This is a genomic window from Leclercia sp. LSNIH1 (genome assembly GCF_002902985.1).
Classification (GTDB): Bacteria; Pseudomonadota; Gammaproteobacteria; order Enterobacterales; family Enterobacteriaceae; genus Enterobacter.
The window spans coordinates 862,332-880,952 of record NZ_CP026167.1 but is presented as its reverse complement, the minus strand read 5'-3'; the positions used below and the strand labels follow the sequence as shown (position 1 = coordinate 880,952).

Annotated in this window: 16 protein-coding genes; 7 read left to right on the top strand and 9 right to left on the bottom strand. The window is 56.1% G+C overall.

Features of this window, described 5'->3' with window-relative positions; translation table 11 throughout:
- Positions 1–4 precede the first annotated feature (4 nt).
- Together glnL and glnA are read right to left on the bottom strand one after the other, a co-directional pair.
- Complete coding sequence (gene glnL, locus C2U54_RS04530) at positions 5–1,054, bottom strand: nitrogen regulation protein NR(II) (protein WP_103177578.1); 1,050 nt, start codon at positions 1,052–1,054, stop codon at positions 5–7.
- A gap of 188 nt (positions 1,055–1,242) precedes the next feature.
- On the bottom strand, positions 1,243–2,652 hold the full coding sequence (glnA, locus tag C2U54_RS04525; protein ID WP_103177577.1) for a glutamate--ammonia ligase: 1,410 nt from the start codon (positions 2,650–2,652) through the stop codon (positions 1,243–1,245).
- Positions 2,653–3,040: 388 nt separating this feature from the next.
- On the opposite strand from glnA, the gene typA reads away from it, so the two are divergent.
- On the top strand, positions 3,041–4,864 hold the full coding sequence (typA, locus tag C2U54_RS04515) for a ribosome-dependent GTPase TypA (protein WP_103177576.1): 1,824 nt from the start codon (positions 3,041–3,043) through the stop codon (positions 4,862–4,864).
- Between the two features lie 79 nt (positions 4,865–4,943).
- Here the strand turns inward: typA and ompL are convergent, their stop codons facing one another.
- The 7 genes from ompL to yihU all read right to left on the bottom strand — a co-directional run bounded on the left by ompL (position 4,944) and on the right by yihU (position 13,682).
- The gene (ompL, locus tag C2U54_RS04510; RefSeq protein WP_103177575.1) at positions 4,944–5,630 is read right to left on the bottom strand and encodes a porin OmpL; all 687 of its coding nucleotides are present in this window, start codon (positions 5,628–5,630) and stop codon (positions 4,944–4,946) included.
- 75 nt (positions 5,631–5,705) lie between these two features.
- Entirely contained in the window at positions 5,706–7,130 is a 1,425-nt protein-coding gene (locus tag C2U54_RS04505; RefSeq protein WP_103177574.1) for an MFS transporter, read from the bottom strand.
- Positions 7,131–7,172: 42 nt separating this feature from the next.
- Positions 7,173–8,555 (bottom strand): MFS transporter, encoded by a 1,383-nt coding sequence (locus C2U54_RS04500; protein WP_103177573.1) that lies wholly within the window; start codon positions 8,553–8,555, stop codon positions 7,173–7,175.
- A gap of 45 nt (positions 8,556–8,600) precedes the next feature.
- Entirely contained in the window at positions 8,601–10,625 is a 2,025-nt protein-coding gene (locus C2U54_RS04495) for an alpha-glucosidase (protein ID WP_103177572.1), read from the bottom strand.
- 17 nt (positions 10,626–10,642) lie between these two features.
- Positions 10,643–11,884 (bottom strand): sulfoquinovose isomerase, encoded by a 1,242-nt coding sequence (gene yihS, locus C2U54_RS04490; RefSeq protein ID WP_103177571.1) that lies wholly within the window; start codon positions 11,882–11,884, stop codon positions 10,643–10,645.
- A gap of 14 nt (positions 11,885–11,898) precedes the next feature.
- Positions 11,899–12,774 (bottom strand): sulfofructosephosphate aldolase, encoded by an 876-nt coding sequence (gene yihT, locus C2U54_RS04485; RefSeq protein ID WP_103177570.1) that lies wholly within the window; start codon positions 12,772–12,774, stop codon positions 11,899–11,901.
- A gap of 17 nt (positions 12,775–12,791) precedes the next feature.
- On the bottom strand, positions 12,792–13,682 hold the full coding sequence (yihU, locus tag C2U54_RS04480; protein WP_103177569.1) for a sulfolactaldehyde 3-reductase: 891 nt from the start codon (positions 13,680–13,682) through the stop codon (positions 12,792–12,794).
- A gap of 155 nt (positions 13,683–13,837) precedes the next feature.
- Here yihU and C2U54_RS04475 point away from each other — a divergent pair, with 155 nt between their 5' ends.
- The 6 genes from C2U54_RS04475 to fabY all read left to right on the top strand — a co-directional run bounded on the left by C2U54_RS04475 (position 13,838) and on the right by fabY (position 18,583).
- On the top strand, positions 13,838–14,734 hold the full coding sequence (locus tag C2U54_RS04475) for a sugar kinase (protein WP_103177568.1): 897 nt from the start codon (positions 13,838–13,840) through the stop codon (positions 14,732–14,734).
- 34 nt (positions 14,735–14,768) lie between these two features.
- The gene (locus C2U54_RS04470; RefSeq protein WP_103177567.1) at positions 14,769–15,569 is read left to right on the top strand and encodes a DeoR/GlpR family DNA-binding transcription regulator; all 801 of its coding nucleotides are present in this window, start codon (positions 14,769–14,771) and stop codon (positions 15,567–15,569) included.
- Positions 15,570–15,688: 119 nt separating this feature from the next.
- Positions 15,689–16,288 carry a glucose-1-phosphatase gene (yihX, locus tag C2U54_RS04465; protein WP_103177566.1) on the top strand — a complete coding sequence of 200 codons (600 nt, stop codon included), beginning with the start codon at positions 15,689–15,691 and terminating at the stop codon, positions 16,286–16,288.
- The gene (locus tag C2U54_RS04460; protein WP_103177565.1) at positions 16,282–17,163 is read left to right on the top strand and encodes a virulence factor BrkB family protein; all 882 of its coding nucleotides are present in this window, start codon (positions 16,282–16,284) and stop codon (positions 17,161–17,163) included. Before yihX ends, C2U54_RS04460 begins: the two co-directional genes overlap by 7 nt.
- Positions 17,160–17,597: a D-aminoacyl-tRNA deacylase gene (dtd, locus tag C2U54_RS04455; protein ID WP_103177564.1), complete on the top strand. Its 438-nt coding sequence runs from the start codon at positions 17,160–17,162 to the stop codon at positions 17,595–17,597. The genes C2U54_RS04460 and dtd overlap by 4 nt, the downstream gene beginning before the upstream one ends.
- A gap of 44 nt (positions 17,598–17,641) precedes the next feature.
- Positions 17,642–18,583 (top strand): fatty acid biosynthesis protein FabY, encoded by a 942-nt coding sequence (fabY, locus tag C2U54_RS04450; protein WP_032615389.1) that lies wholly within the window; start codon positions 17,642–17,644, stop codon positions 18,581–18,583.
- Positions 18,584–18,621: the final 38 nt, after the last annotated feature.

The window sequence follows — 18,621 nt, the reverse complement described above, 5'->3', positions numbered from 1 at the left end:
CCCTCTATTTCCTGATTGGCAGGTAAACCGAAAACTCGGTATGACCCGGCCAACTGGTAAATTCAATTTTGCCGGAATGCTGATCTATCAAATTACGGGCAATCGATAAGCCAAGCCCGGTCCCGCCTTCACGGCCGCTGACCATCGGGTAAAACAGCGTGTCCTGTAAATGGGAAGGAATGCCCGGGCCGTTATCTTCCACATCAATGCGGGCCGCCAGACGGTAGCGTGTGCCGTGCAGGGTGAGCTGAAAGGCGGTGCGGGTACGCAGAATAATCTCTCCGCCTTCCGCCCCTAATGCCTGCAGGGCGTTGCGCACGATATTCAGTAAAACTTGTTCAATCTGGTCGGGATCGTGCGGCAGTTCCGGCAGGCTGGGATCGTAATCCCGAATTAACCTGACGTTATCCGGCAGTTCCATCGACACCAGCTTGACGACGCGCTCCGCCACTTTGTGAATGCTTTCGGTGACATGCATCCCGGGTTGCTGCGGTCCCAGCAGGCGATCCACCAGGTTCCGCAGGCGGTCGGCCTGTTCAATGATGACGTTGGTGTATTCCGCCAGCGCCGGGTCGGGCAGGGCTTTGGTGAGCAGCTGCGCCGCGCCGCGCAGGCCGCCGAGCGGATTTTTGATCTCATGGGCGAGGCCGCGCACCAGATCGCGGGCGGCAATCTGCTGAGCATGCTGGAGCTGCTCCTGACTCAGGCGACGCTGGTTATCCATCGGCGCCATCTCCAGCAGAATGAGCCCTTCCGGCAGCCGCTGCGCGGTCAGCGACAGAATATGCGAGCGTCCGTCGATCACCAGCGTCACTTCGTTATCGGTAAAACCTTGCCCCGCCTGCAGACTCTCCTGCATCAGGCCGATATTCAGGGAAAAATAACTCAACAGCTCGGGCAGCGGCGCGCCAAACAGTTTGCGTGAACTTTGCGCCAGTAACTGCTGGGCCGCGGGATTGGCGTAATGCACCGCCAGATCGTCATCGACCAGTAAAATGCTGTTGATAAGAGAATTGAGGATCTGCCCAGCATCGGGCAGCGTGCCAGTTGCCATTCAGCAGTCTCCTGGAGTTGTTTGCACTATTTTAGTGCAGTATAGCGTTTTTACGGCGAAAAACGCGTCAGATCAGCTTGTTGGCGGTGAAAAAAGCCCATCCGAAGATGGGCTGAAAAGTTTCCACGGCAACAAAAAAAACGGCTATCAATCTCGCGCGGAAAAGGCCGCGCGACAGGGATTGAAGATTAGACGCTGTAGTACAGTTCGAACTCAACCGGGTGCGGCGTCATGCGAACGCGGTCGTTCTCTTCCATACGCAGTGCGATGTAAGCATCGATCGCTTCGTCAGTGAACACGCCGCCCGCAGTCAGGAACTCGCGGTCTGCGTCCAGCGCCAGCAGGGCTTCTTCAAGAGAACCGGCAACCTGTGGGATCTCTTTCGCTTCTTCTGGCGGCAGGTCGTACAGGTTTTTGTCCATTGCTTCGCCCGGGTGGATCTTGTTCTTGATACCGTCCAGACCCGCCATCAGCAGTGCTGCGAAGCACAGGTATGGGTTAGCAGCTGGGTCCGGGAAGCGCACTTCGATACGACGTGCTTTCGGAGAAGCTACCACCGGAATACGGATAGAAGCAGAACGGTTACGGGCAGAGTAGGCCAGCATTACTGGCGCTTCGTAGCCTGGGACCAGACGCTTGTAGGAGTTAGTGGTTGGGTTCGCCAGGGCGTTGATCGCTTTAGCGTGTTTGATAACCCCACCAATGTAGTGCAGTGCCTGCTCGGACAGACCCGCATACTTGTCGCCAGCGAACAGGTTAGTCCCGTTCTTGGACAGGGACATGTGGCAGTGCATACCGGAACCGTTGTCGCCAAACATTGGTTTTGGCATGAAGGTCGCGGTTTTACCGAAGCGGTGCGCAACGTTGTGAACAACGTATTTGTAGATCTGAATTTCGTCCGCTTTCTTGGTCATGGTGTTGAAACGGGTGGCGATTTCGTTCTGGCCAGCAGTTGCAACTTCATGGTGATGGGCTTCAACAACCAGACCCATCTCTTCCATAATCAGACACATGGTAGAACGGATGTCCTGGGAAGAGTCAACCGGTGGAACCGGGAAGTAACCGCCTTTAACGGCTGGACGGTGACCTTTGTTACCGCCTTCGTATTTGGTGGAGGAGTTCCATGCGCCTTCGATATCATCGATAGCAACGTGGGAACCGGAAGTGGTCGCACCAAAACGGATGTCGTCGAACAGGAAGAACTCTGGCTCTGGCCCGAACAGAACGGTGTCTGCGATGCCGGTGGAGCGCAGATACTCTTCAGCGCGTTTAGCGATAGAGCGTGGGTCGCGGTCGTAACCCTGCAGGGTGCCTGGCTCAAGAATATCGCAACGGATGATCAGGGTAGACTCTTCGAAGAACGGGTCAATGAGGGCAGTAGATGCGTCAGGCATCAGAACCATGTCGGATTCGTTGATACCTTTCCAGCCACCAATGGAGGAGCCGTCAAACATTTTGCCTTCTTCAAAGAATTCGGCATTCACCTGATGAGCAGGAATAGTGACGTGCTGTTCTTTACCTTTGGTATCGGTGAAGCGCAGATCAACAAACTTCACTTCATGTTCGTTCAGCATCGTCAAAACGTGTTCAGCGGACATACTTAACTCTCCAGATTGGTCATTGTCGTCGTGGTAACGAGGTCTTCAAATTCTGTATAAGGCAGGCGGTGGTGCCTTTTGTTGCCGTATTTTTTATAAAGCGAAATCTGTGCCAACTTTTAAAACACCCCAAAAAGGCGCTATCATGCGCACCGTAGTGCAAAAGGGCTGCACCACGGTGGTTTTGTTGCACCATTATAGTGCTTCAATGTGAACATTGAGCACCATATTGGTGCAATTTACGTTAAAGTGCCCTTTTACCGCTCCGTGAAAGCGATCACAAAGCATCTCTGCGATACTTGTTTGCGGGGGATGTTTGTGATCCTGTTTTGTAGTGCGATTAATCCGTGTACAATAACGCGCTATTTCTAATGCCTGAGGCAAAGTTGTGATCGAAAATCTGCGTAATATCGCCATCATCGCGCACGTTGACCATGGTAAAACTACCCTGGTTGATAAGCTGCTGCAGCAATCCGGTACGTTCGATGCGCGTGCCGAAACTCAAGAACGCGTGATGGACTCCAACGATTTGGAGAAAGAGCGTGGGATTACCATCCTCGCTAAAAACACCGCGATCAAATGGAATGACTACCGTATCAACATCGTTGATACCCCAGGGCACGCCGACTTCGGTGGTGAAGTTGAGCGCGTGATGTCCATGGTGGATTCCGTGCTGCTGGTGGTTGACGCATTTGACGGCCCAATGCCGCAGACGCGCTTCGTAACCAAAAAAGCATTCGCCCATGGCCTGAAGCCAATCGTGGTAATCAACAAAGTTGACCGTCCTGGCGCGCGTCCTGACTGGGTTGTTGATCAGGTCTTCGACCTGTTCGTTAACCTGGATGCGACCGACGAACAGCTGGACTTCCCGATCGTTTATGCGTCTGCGCTGAACGGTATCGCTGGTCTGGACCACGAAGACATGGCTGAAGACATGACCCCGCTGTACCAGGCGATTGTTGACCATGTTCCGGCACCAAACGTCGATCTCGACGGTACCCTGCAGATGCAGATCTCTCAGCTGGACTACAACAACTACGTTGGTGTAATCGGCATTGGTCGTATCAAGCGCGGTAAAGTGAAGCCAAACCAGCAGGTCACTATCATCGATAGCGAAGGTAAAACCCGTAACGGTAAAGTCGGTAAAGTGCTGACTCACCTGGGCCTTGAGCGTATCGAGAGCGACATTGCGGAAGCTGGCGACATCATCGCTATCACCGGTCTGGGCGAGCTGAACATCTCTGACACCATCTGCGACCCGCAGAATGTGGAAGCGCTGCCAGCGCTGTCTGTTGATGAGCCGACCGTAACCATGTTCTTCAACGTCAACACCTCTCCGTTCTGTGGTAAAGAAGGTAAGTTCGTTACCTCTCGTCAGATCCTTGACCGCCTGAACAAAGAGCTGGTGCACAACGTTGCGCTGCGCGTTGAAGAAACCGAAGACGCTGATGCATTCCGCGTTTCTGGTCGTGGTGAGCTGCACCTGTCTGTTCTGATCGAAAACATGCGTCGTGAAGGTTTCGAAATGGCGGTTTCCCGTCCGAAAGTTATCTTCCGTGAAATCGATGGCCGTAAACAAGAGCCATTCGAGAACGTGACGCTGGACGTTGAAGAGCAGCATCAGGGTTCTGTAATGCAGGCTCTGGGTGAGCGTAAAGGCGACCTGAAAAACATGAATCCAGATGGCAAAGGCCGCGTACGTCTCGACTACGTCATCCCAAGCCGTGGCCTGATCGGCTTCCGTTCTGAGTTCATGACCATGACTTCCGGTACCGGTCTGCTGTACTCCACCTTCAGCCACTACGACGACGTCCGTCCGGGCGAAGTGGGCCAGCGTAACAACGGCGTTCTGATCTCCAACGGTCAGGGTAAAGCGGTTGCGTTCGCCCTGTTCAGCCTGCAGGATCGCGGTAAGCTGTTCCTGGGTCACGGTGCAGAAGTTTACGAAGGCCAGATCATCGGTATTCACAGCCGTTCTAACGACCTGACGGTAAACTGCCTGACCGGTAAGAAACTGACCAACATGCGTGCGTCCGGTACTGACGAAGCAACGGTTCTGGTTCCACCGGTTAAGATGACGCTGGAGCAGGCTCTGGAATTCATCGATGACGACGAACTGGTAGAAGTAACACCACAGTCTATCCGTATCCGTAAACGTCACCTGACTGAAAACGATCGTAAACGTGCAATGCGCGGTTCAAAAGAAGATTAATACAGTCAGTCTGTAGGCCGGGTAAGCGCATGCGCCTCCCGGCAGGTAAAAAGCCGCTGAGCGATCAGCGGCTTTTTTATTAGAACGCGTACCGCACGCCCAGACGGATTCGGTACTGCTCGCGGTTGTAATCATTCCATCTGTCCAGCCACTGGAGTTCGAGGTACGGCAGCCAGTTTCTGTCGATTTTATAGCTGAACTTGTTCGTTATTTCCCAGTGGTGATCTTTGCCATTCTTACTGTGGTAATCATTTACCCGCTGGAAAAAGTGCGGCTCAAAGGTGTAGAAAAACGCATCCGTCACTTTAAAATTCCAGTAGTTAGCAAACTCGTGCGTGTCGTTCTTATCCATCTGCCCGTTATAGTCCGGCGTATCGTAATTGTTGTGGTTATAGCGATAGCGGAACGTCAGATTGAACCCATCCGTAAATTTGTAGTTGGTATCTAAATAAACAGCGCCGCCCGACCCTGCGCTGCTGTCGTTAATTAAACCGCCCGGCTGGAAAGTGAGTTTGTCGGTGGGTTTAAAGAGCGGATACCACCCCTCTATTTCGTTATAGCTGTGCTTAAGCTCATCCCATTTCCCCACGTTATAAGCGTTGGTGAACATCAGCCCCGCGCCCATATCGAAGTTATAGCCGGCTCGCAGGATCACCTCATGTAGCTCGGAGGCCGTATTGTATGCTTCTCGTGTTTCGACATACGCCCCGGCAAATACCGGGCAGGAGACAGACGACACGATCAGTACAGTAATGATTCTTTTCATAACTTATCCATGTAACAGATAAAGAAAGGCCACCCCTCCCATAGAGAGGGAAGGGATTAATGGCCGGATTTATTGTTATAAAGTGACTGCTGACGCTTTATCGTTGGTGGTTATCTCAGGGGTATTCGCTGATGGTTTTTTTCGTTTTGCAATCTCCTCAATAATAAAGGCGAAGCGCGCTTCGTTGAGTTTATAAAAGAGTCCCATCGTGATGGCGGCGATAATCGCCAGGCCGCAGGGCCAGAGAAAAATAAGCTGGCGCAGCCCCAGCAGCGTGCCTGCGCTCTGCACCGCATGGGGCACGTAACCGATCTGGGTCAGCATAATGCCAGGCAAGAAACCGGCGAGGGCCGCGGAGATTTTGCGCGAGAAGGTATAGCCGGTATAAACCGACCCTTCGGCGCGAATGCCGGTTTTCCACTCGCCATAATCAACGGTATCCGGCACCAGGGCCCAGTTCAGGCTGTTGACGAAAGCGGTGCCGAAAAAGGCCATACAGGAAAAGAGCACAAACAGCAGGGAGTTGCTCCCCCAGAAGAAGTTCAGCACGTCGCCCACCGCCCATAGCGTCAGCCCGCCCAGGTAAACCGGTTTTTTGCCGAAACGCTTAACCGCGCCGGGCACCAGAAACACGCCGACCAGAATACAGCCCATGCTGAAAAAGCCCATCCACGACAGCAGGTGCAGATCGTTCAGCACGTACTGGGTGTAATAGACCTGAATCGCCAGCTTGATGTTAAAGGCGGCAAGGGTACAGAGGTTGGCGATGCATAAGACCAGCAGCGGCGGGTTGCGGAAAATCGCGCAGAACGATTTCAGAATGCCGGGTTTATGGTGATCGGGTGTGACTTCCACATAGCGCTCTTTCACGCCGCTATAGCACCACCACATGCAGAACAGCCCGCCGGTGACAAACACCAGAGCGGCAACCAGATAGCCGAGGGAGGGCTGGCTGACGAACAGCGCCTGAATGGGCATAAAGCCGACGGTGCAGAGCAACAACCCCACCGTTGCGCCGCCCTGACGCCACGCCGCCAGCTGCGCGCGCTCGTTCGGGTTTTTGGTGATGGCCGGGACCATCGCACCGTAGGCGCAGTTCATCAGGCTATAGCAGAGGCCGAACATCATAAAGAGCACGGTGGCGATAGCCGTTTTCACCGTCAGGCTAAAGTCGTTAGCCATAAACTGCGCCGCAGCAACCAGCGCAACGGGTACCGAAGCATAGAGAATAAAGGGCCGGAATTTTCCCCGTGCGCCGATATTTCGCCGGGAGTCCACCAGCACGCCGGTCAGCATGTCGGTAAAGGCGGTAAAGAACTTCGCCACCAAAAAAATAATGCCGCCATAGAACGCGGGCATGCCCAGTTCGTCGGTGTAAAACTTCAGCAAATAGAGCGTGCCGATACAGAGCATCAGATTCGAGCCAAAATCGCCCATCCCGTAGGCGCACTTCTCTCGCAGGCTCAATTTCAGGGTTAACGGATCAGTGTTATGTGTCATGGTCGATCCTCAGAGCGCCCATAGGGCGCTCCATCTCGTCATTTATGCGGTACGTTTACGCAGTTCGATCTCTTCCACGATGCGCACATACATCTTTTCGTTGAGGTTGTAGAAACAGCCCATCGCCACAATGGTGATGACTGCCAGCAGGCTGGGGTAGATAAATATCAGCTGCCGCAGCCCTTCAACGGTCCCGGCGGATTGCACCACGTTGGGCACATAGCCGATCTGCGTAAGCATCATCCCCGGGAAGAAGCCCGCCAGTGCCTGGGATACCTTCCTGAAGAAGGTAAAGCCGGTGTAAACCGTCCCCTCAGAGCGCACGCCGGTGCGCCACTCGCCATATTCCACGGTATCGGACACCAGCGCCCAGTTCAGGCTGTTCACAAATGCGGAGCCAAAGAAGGCCAGACAGGAGAACGCCACAAAGCTCACCGAGCCACCGCCGAAGAAGTAGTTGAGCAGATCGCCCGCCACCCAAATCATCAGCCCGCTGATATAGACCTTTTTCTTGCCGAAGCGCCGCACCGCGCCGGGCATCATAAAGACGCCGATAAAAATACAGCCCATGCTGAAGAAGCCCATGTATGACAGCAGGATCGGGTCGTTCAGCACGTACTGCGTGTAGTAAACCTGAATGGCGAGCTTGACGTTAAAGGCACCCAGCGTGCAGAGGTTGGCGATGCAGAGAATAAACAGCGGACGGTTCCCGGCGATGGCGCGAAACGACTGCAACAGTCCCGGTTTTTGCGCCGGATTAGCAGGCTGCGTTTCGACGTAACGCTCGGTCACGCCCTTATAGCACCACCACATAAAGAACAGCCCGAACAGCGAGAAAAGGGTGGCGGCAAAGATATAGCCAAGCTGGTCATTGCCCTCAATCAGGTTCATTACCGGGACAAAACCGACGGTACAGAGCAGCAGGCCAAGCGTGGCACCGCCCTGACGCCAGGCGGCCAGCGAGGCGCGCTCGTCCGGGTTTTTGGTAATGGCGGGCACCATCGCGCCGTAAGAGCAGTTCATCATGCTGAAGAACAGGCCGTACAGCATGAAGAGCACCGTCGCCATCACCGTTTTACCGGTGATTTCAAACGGCGTGCCGACGAAGTTGGCAATCGCCAGCAGCGTCACCGGGAAGGCGGCATACAGTACGAACGGGCGGAATTTTCCTTTCGGGCCGATCTTGCGCCGGGCGTCGAGCATGATCCCGGTGCCCATATCGGTGAAGGCGGTAAAGAACTTGGCAATCAGGAAGATGATCCCGCCGTAGGTCCCCGGCAGGCCCAGCACATCGGTGTAGAACTTCAGCAGATAGAGCGTGCCGATATCCAGCAGGATGTTAGAGCCGAGATCGCCCATCCCGTAGGCGAGTTTTTCTTTAAACGGCAGGCGTAGGGTTGCCGGATCAGAAGTATGTTGACTCATTATTGTTCTCCGTCTGCCCGCAGGTCTCCCCGCGGGCGAGCCTTATCAGATATGACGTAAGGTGCTAAACAGATCTGCCCATTCGCTTTGCTGGCGATAGAAGACCGGCGGTTTGCCGAGTGGGGCCTCAACGGTTATGTCACCGCCCTGGCAGGTTTCACCCGTCCACGCATTCACCCAGCTGTCCTGCGGCAGATAGAGCGACCAGTCATGGCGGCCCTCTTCATACACGGGCGCCACCAGCAGATCGCGGCCAAACAGATACTGGTATTTCAGCGTGTAGGCGCGCGCGTCCTCTTCATAGTGCAGGAACAGCGGGCGCATCACCGGCAGGCCGCTTTTCGCGTTCTGCGCGACGGCAGCTTTGATATACGGTTTCAGGGTGGTGAAGACGGTGGTCATACGCGCAAAGTGAGCGATGGTTTCGGCGTCGCCATCGAACTGCCAGTTGTCGCCAGGACGGTTGCCTTCGTGGGTACGCATCATCGGCGTAAAGGCGCTGAAATCGCACCAGCGCAGCAGCAGCTCTTTGGTGCGTTTCATCTCGAACAGGGTGGTATAGCCGCCGATGTCGCTGTGGTGCAGCCCGTGACCGGTCATCGCCAGAGACAGCGCAGCAGGTACGACGGACGCCAGACCGTCGTCCAGGCTCCAGTCGACGTTCTGATCTCCCGCCCACATCATCACCGAGTGCTTCTGGCTGCCGGTATAACCCGCGCGCATGAAGAACAGGATCTCGCCGAGCTTGCCGGTCTCTTCCAGCGCCTCGTAGTTACATTTCGCCCACAGGGCAGGCCAGGCGTTATGCATGATCTCCGCGCTGACGCCGTTGTGCAGGAAGGTATCGGTTGGCAGATATTCGCCAAAATCGGCCATCCAGCCGCCGCAACCCAGCTCGATCAGGTTCTTTTTGATCACCTCTTTGTACCAGCCGTAGGCTTCCGGGTTGGTCAGGTCGATGACGCCCGCGTAGAACTCGCCGAACTCGACGTGGTACTCCTTGCCGTCGGCATTTTTGGTCAGATAGCCGCGTTTTGCCGCCTCTTCACAGAGATCTTTGTCGCTGGCGACGTACGGGTTGATATAGGAGAGGAACTGCACGCCTTCCTGTTTCCACTGTGCAATACGCTCATCAAGCTGCGGATAGAGCTCGCTGTTCCACTTCCAGTTCCACATCACGCGTTTGCCAAAGGAGGTCATGCGGATGCCGGACCAGTCCTGCGCCCAGATGCCGTTCACCTTCACGCCGCCTTCGCGCATGAGGTCGAGCTTCTGCTGGCACACGTCGGTGCCGCCCTGAATACCCAGCGTCACCCCGTCGTAAACCCAGTCCGGCAGCTCCGGCTGACGCCCCAGCAGGCCGGTGAGTTTTTCCAGCAGATCGACATAGGTTTCTGCGCAGTCGAAGCGCAGCGTGGCGTTATCTTCCCAGAACGCCAGCTCGTGGAAGTCTGGCGCACTGAAGTCGAAGTTCATGTAGCAGCTGTTATCCACGTGGCAGTAGTACTTCTGGGTGCTCACAAAGGTGGGTTGCGGGAAGAAGGTCCAGTAGTAATCCCCGCCCGCGTTCTCTTTGCAGTCGGCCTGCCAGGTCACGTAAGTCTGCTTATTGCGGCCCACCCCCTGTTCGCTGGTCCACAGCGGGAACGGCTTGCCGCGCAGGTCGAAGTAGGAGAACTGCTCCCCGCAGCCGTAGATATGATCTTCAGGCTGGGCCGCCAGCCGCAGCCAGATGCGGTTATGGCGGGTGGCATCGTTTTTGAGCTTTAACGTCAGGCGGCCTTCCGTATCAAGATCCACCAGCAGCGTGGCGCTTACCGCATCGCCACGGGTGAAGCGGATCGCCCAGCCTGCGCTTTGCTGTGTAACGGTCGCGTCCGTCAGGGCGATTTTTTCGTTGAGCTTGTCTTTGATGCTGAAGTTGCCGCGAAACATTTCGATATCGGCAACGCCCGCGCCGATCCACAGGCAAGGTTCATCGGTGGAGTGGGATAAAATCAGACGGTCCTGCCAGCGCAGGGTGAAGCCATGTTCGTTATTTTTCAGATCAATATTGTGTAGGGTACGCATAGAAAACTCCGTCTTTATTATTTGGCCTGGCTATCCAGTAATCCGGCGGCTACGGCAGGGGCTAAGCCCGGGGCCAGCGGCAGGCGGGGGATCACCAGGCAGTGCAGCAGGTGGTAAATATCCTGCTTGCCGTCCCAGACTTTGGTGGTCACTTCGTTGTTGGTGTCCAGCTCCTGCCACCAGGAGCCGTTCTCGTAATCCATCAGGTATTTGATGCAGTAATCCCACCATTTCTGATACCAGGCTTCGTACTGCGCCTCGCCGGTCACGGTATAGAGGGCATAGGCCGTGCCCATCGCTTCGACGATCGGCCAGCGCACGCGTTCGCGCACAATAGGCTTACCATCCCAGCCGACGGAGTAGACGAAGCCGTCGGCCCCGTCCGGCGCCCAGGCATCGCGGATGGTGGCGTGGAACAGTCCTTTTGCGTCTTCCAGCAGCCACGCTGGCGGGGTTTCAAAGCGGGCTTCCAGTGCGGCGCGCAGATGCAACATCAGACGGCCCCACTCAATCCAGTGTCCCGGCGTACCGCCGTAGGCGCGGAAACGGTGGGCAGGGTTATCGATGTTGTAGTCGCGGATCGGGTTCCAGTTGGTGTCAAAATGCTCGTTAACGCGATACTCACCCTTGCGCGCCACGTCGTGAATAATCACCGAGGCGATGCGCAGGGCGCGGTCGAGCCATTTGCGATCGTGGGTGACGTCATAGACGATGAGGAAGGCTTCCACAGCGTGCATATTGGCATTGCCGCCACGGTAATCTTCCGTTTTGCTGAAGGCTTCGTCCCAGGATTCCAGGCACATTTGCTCCTGTTCGCTCCAGAAGTAGCGCTCAATCACCTCGATGGCGTCGTCCAGCAGCTTGCGCGCCTGCGGATGTCCGGTGGTAACGGCGCTCGCCGCGCCGAGCAGCACGAAGAAGTGCTGATAGCCCTGCTTGGAGGCATCCATCACCCCTTCATCGTTAACGCAGGCGTACCAGCCGCCATGCTGTTTGTCGCGCAGCGGGCCGTTCAGGGCATTGATGCCATGCTCAACCAGGGCGTATGCACCCGGGCGCCCCATATTGGCGGCCACCGCGTAGACGTGCAGCATACGGGCGGTGATCCACAGATGCGTGCCCATATCGCTGCGAACCTGGCCGTTATTGCCCAGCCAGCCAAAGCCGGTGGGAACGGCGGCGTTTTTGCCGAAGTCGAGAATGCGGTCGGTCTCTTGTTCGAGCCAGCGGTTATGGTTCAGGGTGTTAAACCATTTCATATTCGGGTCCTCTCTTAACGGCGGGCCATCATTTCGTCGACGATCTCGCCCAGACGCTGTAGTTTTGGTACAGAAATATCGCGGAGCATCAGCCCGGTGTCCGGCAGGCCAATCACTGATGACCAGACGGCGCGACCAGCTAAAAAGCCTGACGCGCCCGCCTGCATCGCCACGCTTACGGCGCGCGGGAAGAGCTTGTCGTCCACGCCGGAGGAGAGGATGACCCAGGGCATGTTGATCTGTTCGTTGAGCTTCTGCGAGGCCGCCAGCAGCGCCTGCTGCGTGCCTTTGCCAAACAGCGGCATCTCCACTTTGTAGAGATCGGCACCGCTGTCTCCCAGCTCTTTGGCCGCGTCGATAATCGCCTGCTCGCGGTTAAACGCGGCACCGCGGCGCGGCGGACGCACCACCGGCTCGATAATGCTCAACAGACCGTTGTCGTGACACAGCGTGTTGAACGCCTTCACCATCTCCAGACGCTGCTGCGGATCTTCGTCGCTGCGCCACAGCACCAGCAGCTTCAGCGCCTTGCCGCCATCGCGTTTGACCGCCTGCGCGTCGACATTCTTGTCGATCACCACGCTGTCGACAGGAATACCGTTCCCCGGAATAAACTCGTCAGCGGCCACAATCATCGCGCAGCTTTTCGCAACCGCGTGCTGCTCCACGATCTGGCGATAGCAGAACTGCTGGTCGACGAGGATCGCGGAGGCGTATGGCGACAGAATTTTCGCCGCGTTGACCTTAAAATCCGTCAGATGCTGGTCCGTGACCGGCACCGGCGCGCCTGCCGCAGCAAACATCAGGCGCATCGCTTCGCGCTGATCGACGGCCAGCATGGCAAAACCGCCGGAAGGTCGGGTGATATCTTTCAGGGTGTACATCGTCATTCCTCAGTCCTTTCGTATCAGTGTGATTTTTTCAGCCCGGCGGATGCGCGAACCTGTTCGAGAATGGCTGTCCAGTCTTCGCGCCCACGCCCGGCGGCGCGGGCCTGGTTGTAAACTTCGCGGGAGGCGGCGCCCAGCGGCATCGGAACGTGGAGCTGGTTGGCCACGTCCAGAGCGATCCCCAGATCTTTATGTGCAAGGTCGATCATAAAGGCGGGAGAAAGATCCCCTTTCAGCACCTTGTTCGGCCAGGAGGTGGTGAAGTGGCCTTTGCCCGCAGGGGTGACGCTCATCACCTTCAGCGCCACCTCGAAAGAGAGGCCGAGGGCTTCACACAGCACGGCCGCCTCGGCAGAGAGGGCGTTCAGGGCGATACTCATGTAGTTATTGATGAGCTTCACGCGGATGCCCATGCCCGGCCCGCTGGCGTTAATCAGCTCATTGCCCATCGCCATTAAGACGGGGGTAGCGCGCTCAACCTGCTGCGCCGTACCGCCTGCCAGCAGGAGCAGCGTGCCGGCGATGGCGTGGTCAGAGGTGCGCCCGACGGGCACATCCATCAGGCTGAAGCCGCGTTCAGCCATGTCGCGGATCAGGGCGTCGGTTTGCAGGGGATGAATGGTGGACATATCGATCACCAGCGCATTGCGGGATAACCCTTCGCACACGCCGTGCTCGCCGAACAGTACGCTGCGCACCAGATCACCGTTGGGCAGCATGGTGATAACGAATTCGGCGTCCATTGCAGCCTGCGCGGGCGTAGTTGCTGCCTGGGCACCGCTTGCAACCAGCGTCTGAACCGCCTGGGGGTTCACATCAAAGACATGAAGCTGGTGGCCTTGCTTCAACAGATTCTTCGCCATTGGCGCGCCCATCTGCCCTAAACCGATAAATGCGATTGCTGACATGCCTCTCTCCTGTCATATCGTGTCAATTTTTGCGCGTCTATGTTGTCTGTTTTTGATCGTATTTGTAATTTATAGTCAAAAAATAGACATGGGTCACTTTTTAAACATTTGGTGAAATTAAAATGAGCGCAACAGAAAACGCAGAAGGAATCACCATGACTCGCATCGTTTGTGTTGGCATCACCGTGCTGGATCGCATCTGGTATCTCGATGATTTACCAAAGGAAGGTGGGAAATATGTCGCAAAAAATTATACGGAAGTGGGCGGCGGCCCGGCAGCAACCGCGGCGGTGGCGGCGGCAAAACTGGGGGCATCCGTGGATTTTATTGGCCGGGTGGGTGACGACGATACCGGCAGAAGGCTGCTTGCGGAGCTGGAATCCCTGGGGGTGAACACCCGCTACACGCGCATAGTGAAAGATGCCCGCTCGTCACAATCGGCGGTGCTGGTGGACGGCAGAGGGGAACGCATCATCGCGAACTATCCCAGCCCCGATCTTCCCGCTGCGGCAGACTGGCTGCAGGGTATCGACTTCTCGCAATGGGATATTGTTTTAGCCGATGTGCGTTGGCATGAAGGGGCGAAGCAGGCGTTTACCCTTGCCCGTCAGCAAGGCGTCACAACGTTGCTCGATGCGGATACAACCCCTCAGGACATCGCGGAACTTATCGCCCTCAGCGATCATGCTGCCTTTTCCGCGCCGGGGCTGCGTCGGGTAAGCCATCTTGAGGAAACGGAAGGTGCGCTTAAAAAAGCACAAACGCTCACAAATGGACACGTCTATGTCACGCAGGGCCGGGACGGCTGCTTTTGGCTGGAGAACGGTGCCCTGTGCCATCAGCCGGGCTTTGAGGTCGAGGTGGTTGATACCACCGGGGCGGGGGATGTTTTCCACGGTGCCCTGGCGGTCAGCCTGGCGCAACGGTTATCTCCAGCGCAAGCCGTGCGTTTCGCCAGCGCTGTCGCCGCGCTGAAATGTACTCTGCCCGGCGGTCGCGCAGGTATACCCGACTGTGATCAAACCCGCTCTTTTTTGTCACTTTTTGTATAAAATGCGGGGCGTGATGGTTTTCAGAGGACAGCCCATGAGCCTTACCGAACTGACCGGCAACCCGCGTCACGATCAGCTGCTGACGCTGATAGCCGATCGCGGATATATGAACATTGATGAACTGGCGCAACTGCTGGACGTCTCGACGCAAACCGTGCGCCGGGATATCCGCAAGCTGAGCGAACAGGGACTGATTACGCGACATCATGGCGGTGCGGGCAGGGCATCCAGCGTGGTGAACACGGCCTTTGAGCAGCGCGAAGTGTCGCTGACTGAAGAGAAGCGGGCGATTGCCGAAGCGATTGCAGACTATATTCCTGATGGTTCGACTATTTTCATTACCATTGGCACGACCGTGGAGCACGTGGCCCGTGCGCTGCTCAACCATAACCATCTGCGTATCATCACTAACAGTCTGCGGGTGGCACACATCCTCTATAAAAATCCGCGTTTTGAGGTGATGGTGCCCGGCGGTACGCTGCGTCCACATAACGGCGGCATTATCGGTCCGGCAGCGACGGCGTTCGTGTCTGGCTTTCGGGCGGATTATCTGGTGACCAGCGTGGGGGCGATTGAACACGACGGCGCGATGATGGAGTTTGACGTCAATGAAGCCAGCGTGGTGAAAACGATGATGGCTCATGCCAGACATATTTTACTGGCGGCCGATCATACGAAATATCACGCCTCTGCTGCGGTTGAAATTGGTAACGTGGCGCAGGCGACGGCACTCTTTACTGACGAGCTACCCGGCTCCGCGCTGCAAACGCACCTTAAATCGAGCAAAGTTGAAGTCATTGAAGTCAATTCAAACGACGAACAGCAGGCGGGTTAACCCTCTTCCGGTCCGACGGTGAGCGTCGGGCCGTTCCTTTCTTTAAGCTGAAGCTGGCGCATAGCCAAACATCTCCTTTCCCGCTACAGTTACTTTTCACGGCAAACAAGGAGAGAGAAATGCTCTATATCTTTGATTTAGGAAACGTAATTGTCGATATCGACTTCAATCGCGTGCTGGGCGCCTGGAGTAATTTCAGTCGCGTGCCGCTGGCGACGCTTAAACAAAGTTTTACGATGGGCGAGGCTTTTCATCAGCATGAGCGCGGTGAGATTTCGGATGAAGTTTTTGCCGAAAAGCTCTGCCATGAGATGGCCCTCCCCCTCAGTTACGAGCAATTTTCCCATGGATGGCAGGCGGTCTTTGTCGGTATCCGCCCTGAAGTGATTGCCATCATGCACAAACTGCGCGAGCAGGGGCATCGGGTGGTGATACTTTCCAACACCAATCGTCTGCACACCACCTTCTGGCCAGAAGAGTATCCCGAAGTGAAAGCGGCTGCGGACAAGATCTATCTCTCTCAGGAGATGGGAATGCGTAAGCCGGAGGCGCGTATCTATCAGGCCGTCCTGCAGGCGGAAGGATTCTCTGCCGCCGATGCCGTCTTTTTTGACGATAACGTCGATAATATAGAGGGAGCTAACCAGGCAGGTATCACGTCAATTCTGGTGACCGGAAAAGAGACGATACCGAACTACTTTGCGAAGCAGTTATGCTAAAAAACGTTCATCAAAAAGCCAGCCACCACACCAGGCCGCTGCGTGCGTGGCTAAAACTTCTCTGGCACCGCATCGATGAGGACAACATGACCACGCTGGCAGGTAACCTTGCCTATGTGTCGTTGCTCTCTCTGGTGCCGCTGGTAGCGGTCATCTTTGCGCTTTTCGCCGCCTTTCCGATGTTTTCGGACGTTAGCCTGCAGTTGCGGCATTTTGTCTTTGCCAACTTTATGCCGGCAACCGGGGATGTCATCCAGAACTACATTGAGCAGTTTGTTGCTAACTCCAGCAAGATGACGGCGGTCGGGGCGGTGGGCCTTATTGTCACTGCGCTGTTGCTGATGTATGCCATTGATAGTGCCCTGAACACTATCTGGCGCAGCACCCGCGCACGGCCTAAAGTTTACTCGTTTGCGGTCTACTGGATGATCCTGACCCTGGGGCCATTACTGGCTGGAGCCAGTCTGGCGATCAGTTCCTATCTGCTCTCTTTGCGTTGGGCCAGCGATCTCAACAGCTTGATTGACGATGTGCTGCGGATCTTTCCGCTGTTCCTCTCCTGGCTCGCTTTCTGGCTGCTATACAGTATTGTGCCTACGACGCGCGTGCCTAACCGGGATGCGATGGTGGGCGCGCTGGTTGCCGCTCTGCTGTTTGAACTGGGCAAGAAAGGATTCGCGCTTTACATCACCATGTTCCCCTCCTATCAACTGATTTATGGCGTGCTGGCGGTGATCCCCATTTTGTTCCTCTGGGTTTACTGGACGTGGTGTATCGTCTTGCTTGGCGCGGAAATTACTGTCACTCTCGGGGTATACCGCGAGCTAAAAAAAGCAGCAGAAGCCGAAAAACAACGAGAAGCAGACCAACCATGATTGCATTGATTCAGCGCGTAACCCGTGCCAGCGTCACCGTGGAGGGGGAAGTGACGGGTGAAATTGGTCCGGGACTTTTAGTCCTGTTAGGTGTCGAAAGGGATGACGACGAGCAAAAAGCCAACCGCTTATGTGAACGCGTGTTGGGTTACCGCATCTTCAGCGATGCGGATGGCAAGATGAACCTTAACGTCCAGCAGGCGGGTGGCAGCGTGCTGGTGGTGTCACAGTTTACGCTGGCGGCTGATACCGAGCGCGGCATGCGCCCCAGCTTTTCTAAAGGGGCGGCGCCGGATCGGGCAGAAGCGCTCTATGAATACTTTGTTGAGCGTTGCCGCCAGCAAGAGATGCATACACAGACCGGACGATTCGCTGCGGATATGCAGGTTTCGCTGGTAAATGATGGCCCTGTCACTTTCTGGCTCCAGATATGAGTGAGCTGACGGTATGGCCGCGGGTAACCAGAGAGAGTACAGCTATGTATCACCTTCGAGTACCGCAAACGGAAGAAGAGTTAGCGCTTTACTACCAGTTCCGCTGGGAGATGTTACGTAAGCCATTACATCAGCCGAAAGGGTCGGAACGCGACGCCTGGGACGCGATGGCGCATCACCAGATGGTGATGGATGAAGAGGGCAATCTTGTCGCGGTTGGGCGGCTCTATATCAATGCCGATAATGAAGCCTCTATCCGCTTTATGGCGGTGCACCCTTCCGTACAGGATAAAGGTCTGGGCACATTAATGGCGATGACGCTGGAGTCCGTAGCCCGCCAGGAGGGTGTTAAGCGCGTCACCTGTAGCGCGCGCGAAGACGCGGTAGAGTTTTTTGCCAAGCTGGGTTTCATAAACCAGGGCGAAATCACCACCCCGCAAACCACCCCGATTCGTCATTTTTTGATGATCAAACCCATCGCCTCGCTGGATGATATTCTGCACCGCGCCGACTGGTGTGGTCAGCTACAGCAGGCCTGGTATCAGCACATCCCCCTGAGCGAAAAGATGGGGGTGCGCATTCAGCAGTACACCGGGCAAAAATTTATCACCACCATGCCGGAGATCGGCAACCAGAACCCGCACCACACCCTGTTTGCCGGCAGCCTCTTCTCGCTGGCGACGCTCACCGGTTGGGGGCTTATCTGGCTCATGCTGCGCGAGCGCCATCTTGGTGGCACCATCATTCTGGCCGACGCCCATATTCGCTACAGCGCGCCAATCAGCGGCAAGCCGAGCGCAGTCGCCGACCTGGGTGCCCTGGGTGGCGATCTCGACCGCCTGGCGCGAGGCCGCAAGGCACGTGTGCAGATGCAGGTCGAACTGTTCGGCGATGAAACACCGGGCGCGGTGTTTGAAGGGACCTATATCGTTCTTCCTGCGAAGCCGTATGGCGCGTATGAAGAGGGCGGGAACGAGGAGGAGTAGTGTCCGGGTTCGAGAGTTACCGGTGGTAAAAGAGGTAA

Coding starts and splice junctions, on each gene's coding strand:
- C2U54_RS04495 (WP_103177572.1), bottom strand. CDS start 10,625: ATGCGTACCCTACACAATATTGATCTGAAAAATAACGAACATGGCTTC.
- dtd (WP_103177564.1), top strand. CDS start 17,160: ATGATTGCATTGATTCAGCGCGTAACCCGTGCCAGCGTCACCGTGGAG.
- glnA (WP_103177577.1), bottom strand. CDS start 2,652: ATGTCCGCTGAACACGTTTTGACGATGCTGAACGAACATGAAGTGAAG.
- C2U54_RS04500 (WP_103177573.1), bottom strand. CDS start 8,555: ATGAGTCAACATACTTCTGATCCGGCAACCCTACGCCTGCCGTTTAAA.
- C2U54_RS04505 (WP_103177574.1), bottom strand. CDS start 7,130: ATGACACATAACACTGATCCGTTAACCCTGAAATTGAGCCTGCGAGAG.
- C2U54_RS04470 (WP_103177567.1), top strand. CDS start 14,769: ATGAGCCTTACCGAACTGACCGGCAACCCGCGTCACGATCAGCTGCTG.
- yihU (WP_103177569.1), bottom strand. CDS start 13,682: ATGTCAGCAATCGCATTTATCGGTTTAGGGCAGATGGGCGCGCCAATG.
- yihX (WP_103177566.1), top strand. CDS start 15,689: ATGCTCTATATCTTTGATTTAGGAAACGTAATTGTCGATATCGACTTC.
- fabY (WP_032615389.1), top strand. CDS start 17,642: ATGTATCACCTTCGAGTACCGCAAACGGAAGAAGAGTTAGCGCTTTAC.
- ompL (WP_103177575.1), bottom strand. CDS start 5,630: ATGAAAAGAATCATTACTGTACTGATCGTGTCGTCTGTCTCCTGCCCG.
- C2U54_RS04475 (WP_103177568.1), top strand. CDS start 13,838: ATGACTCGCATCGTTTGTGTTGGCATCACCGTGCTGGATCGCATCTGG.
- yihT (WP_103177570.1), bottom strand. CDS start 12,774: ATGACGATGTACACCCTGAAAGATATCACCCGACCTTCCGGCGGTTTT.
- glnL (WP_103177578.1), bottom strand. CDS start 1,054: ATGGCAACTGGCACGCTGCCCGATGCTGGGCAGATCCTCAATTCTCTT.
- C2U54_RS04460 (WP_103177565.1), top strand. CDS start 16,282: ATGCTAAAAAACGTTCATCAAAAAGCCAGCCACCACACCAGGCCGCTG.
- yihS (WP_103177571.1), bottom strand. CDS start 11,884: ATGAAATGGTTTAACACCCTGAACCATAACCGCTGGCTCGAACAAGAG.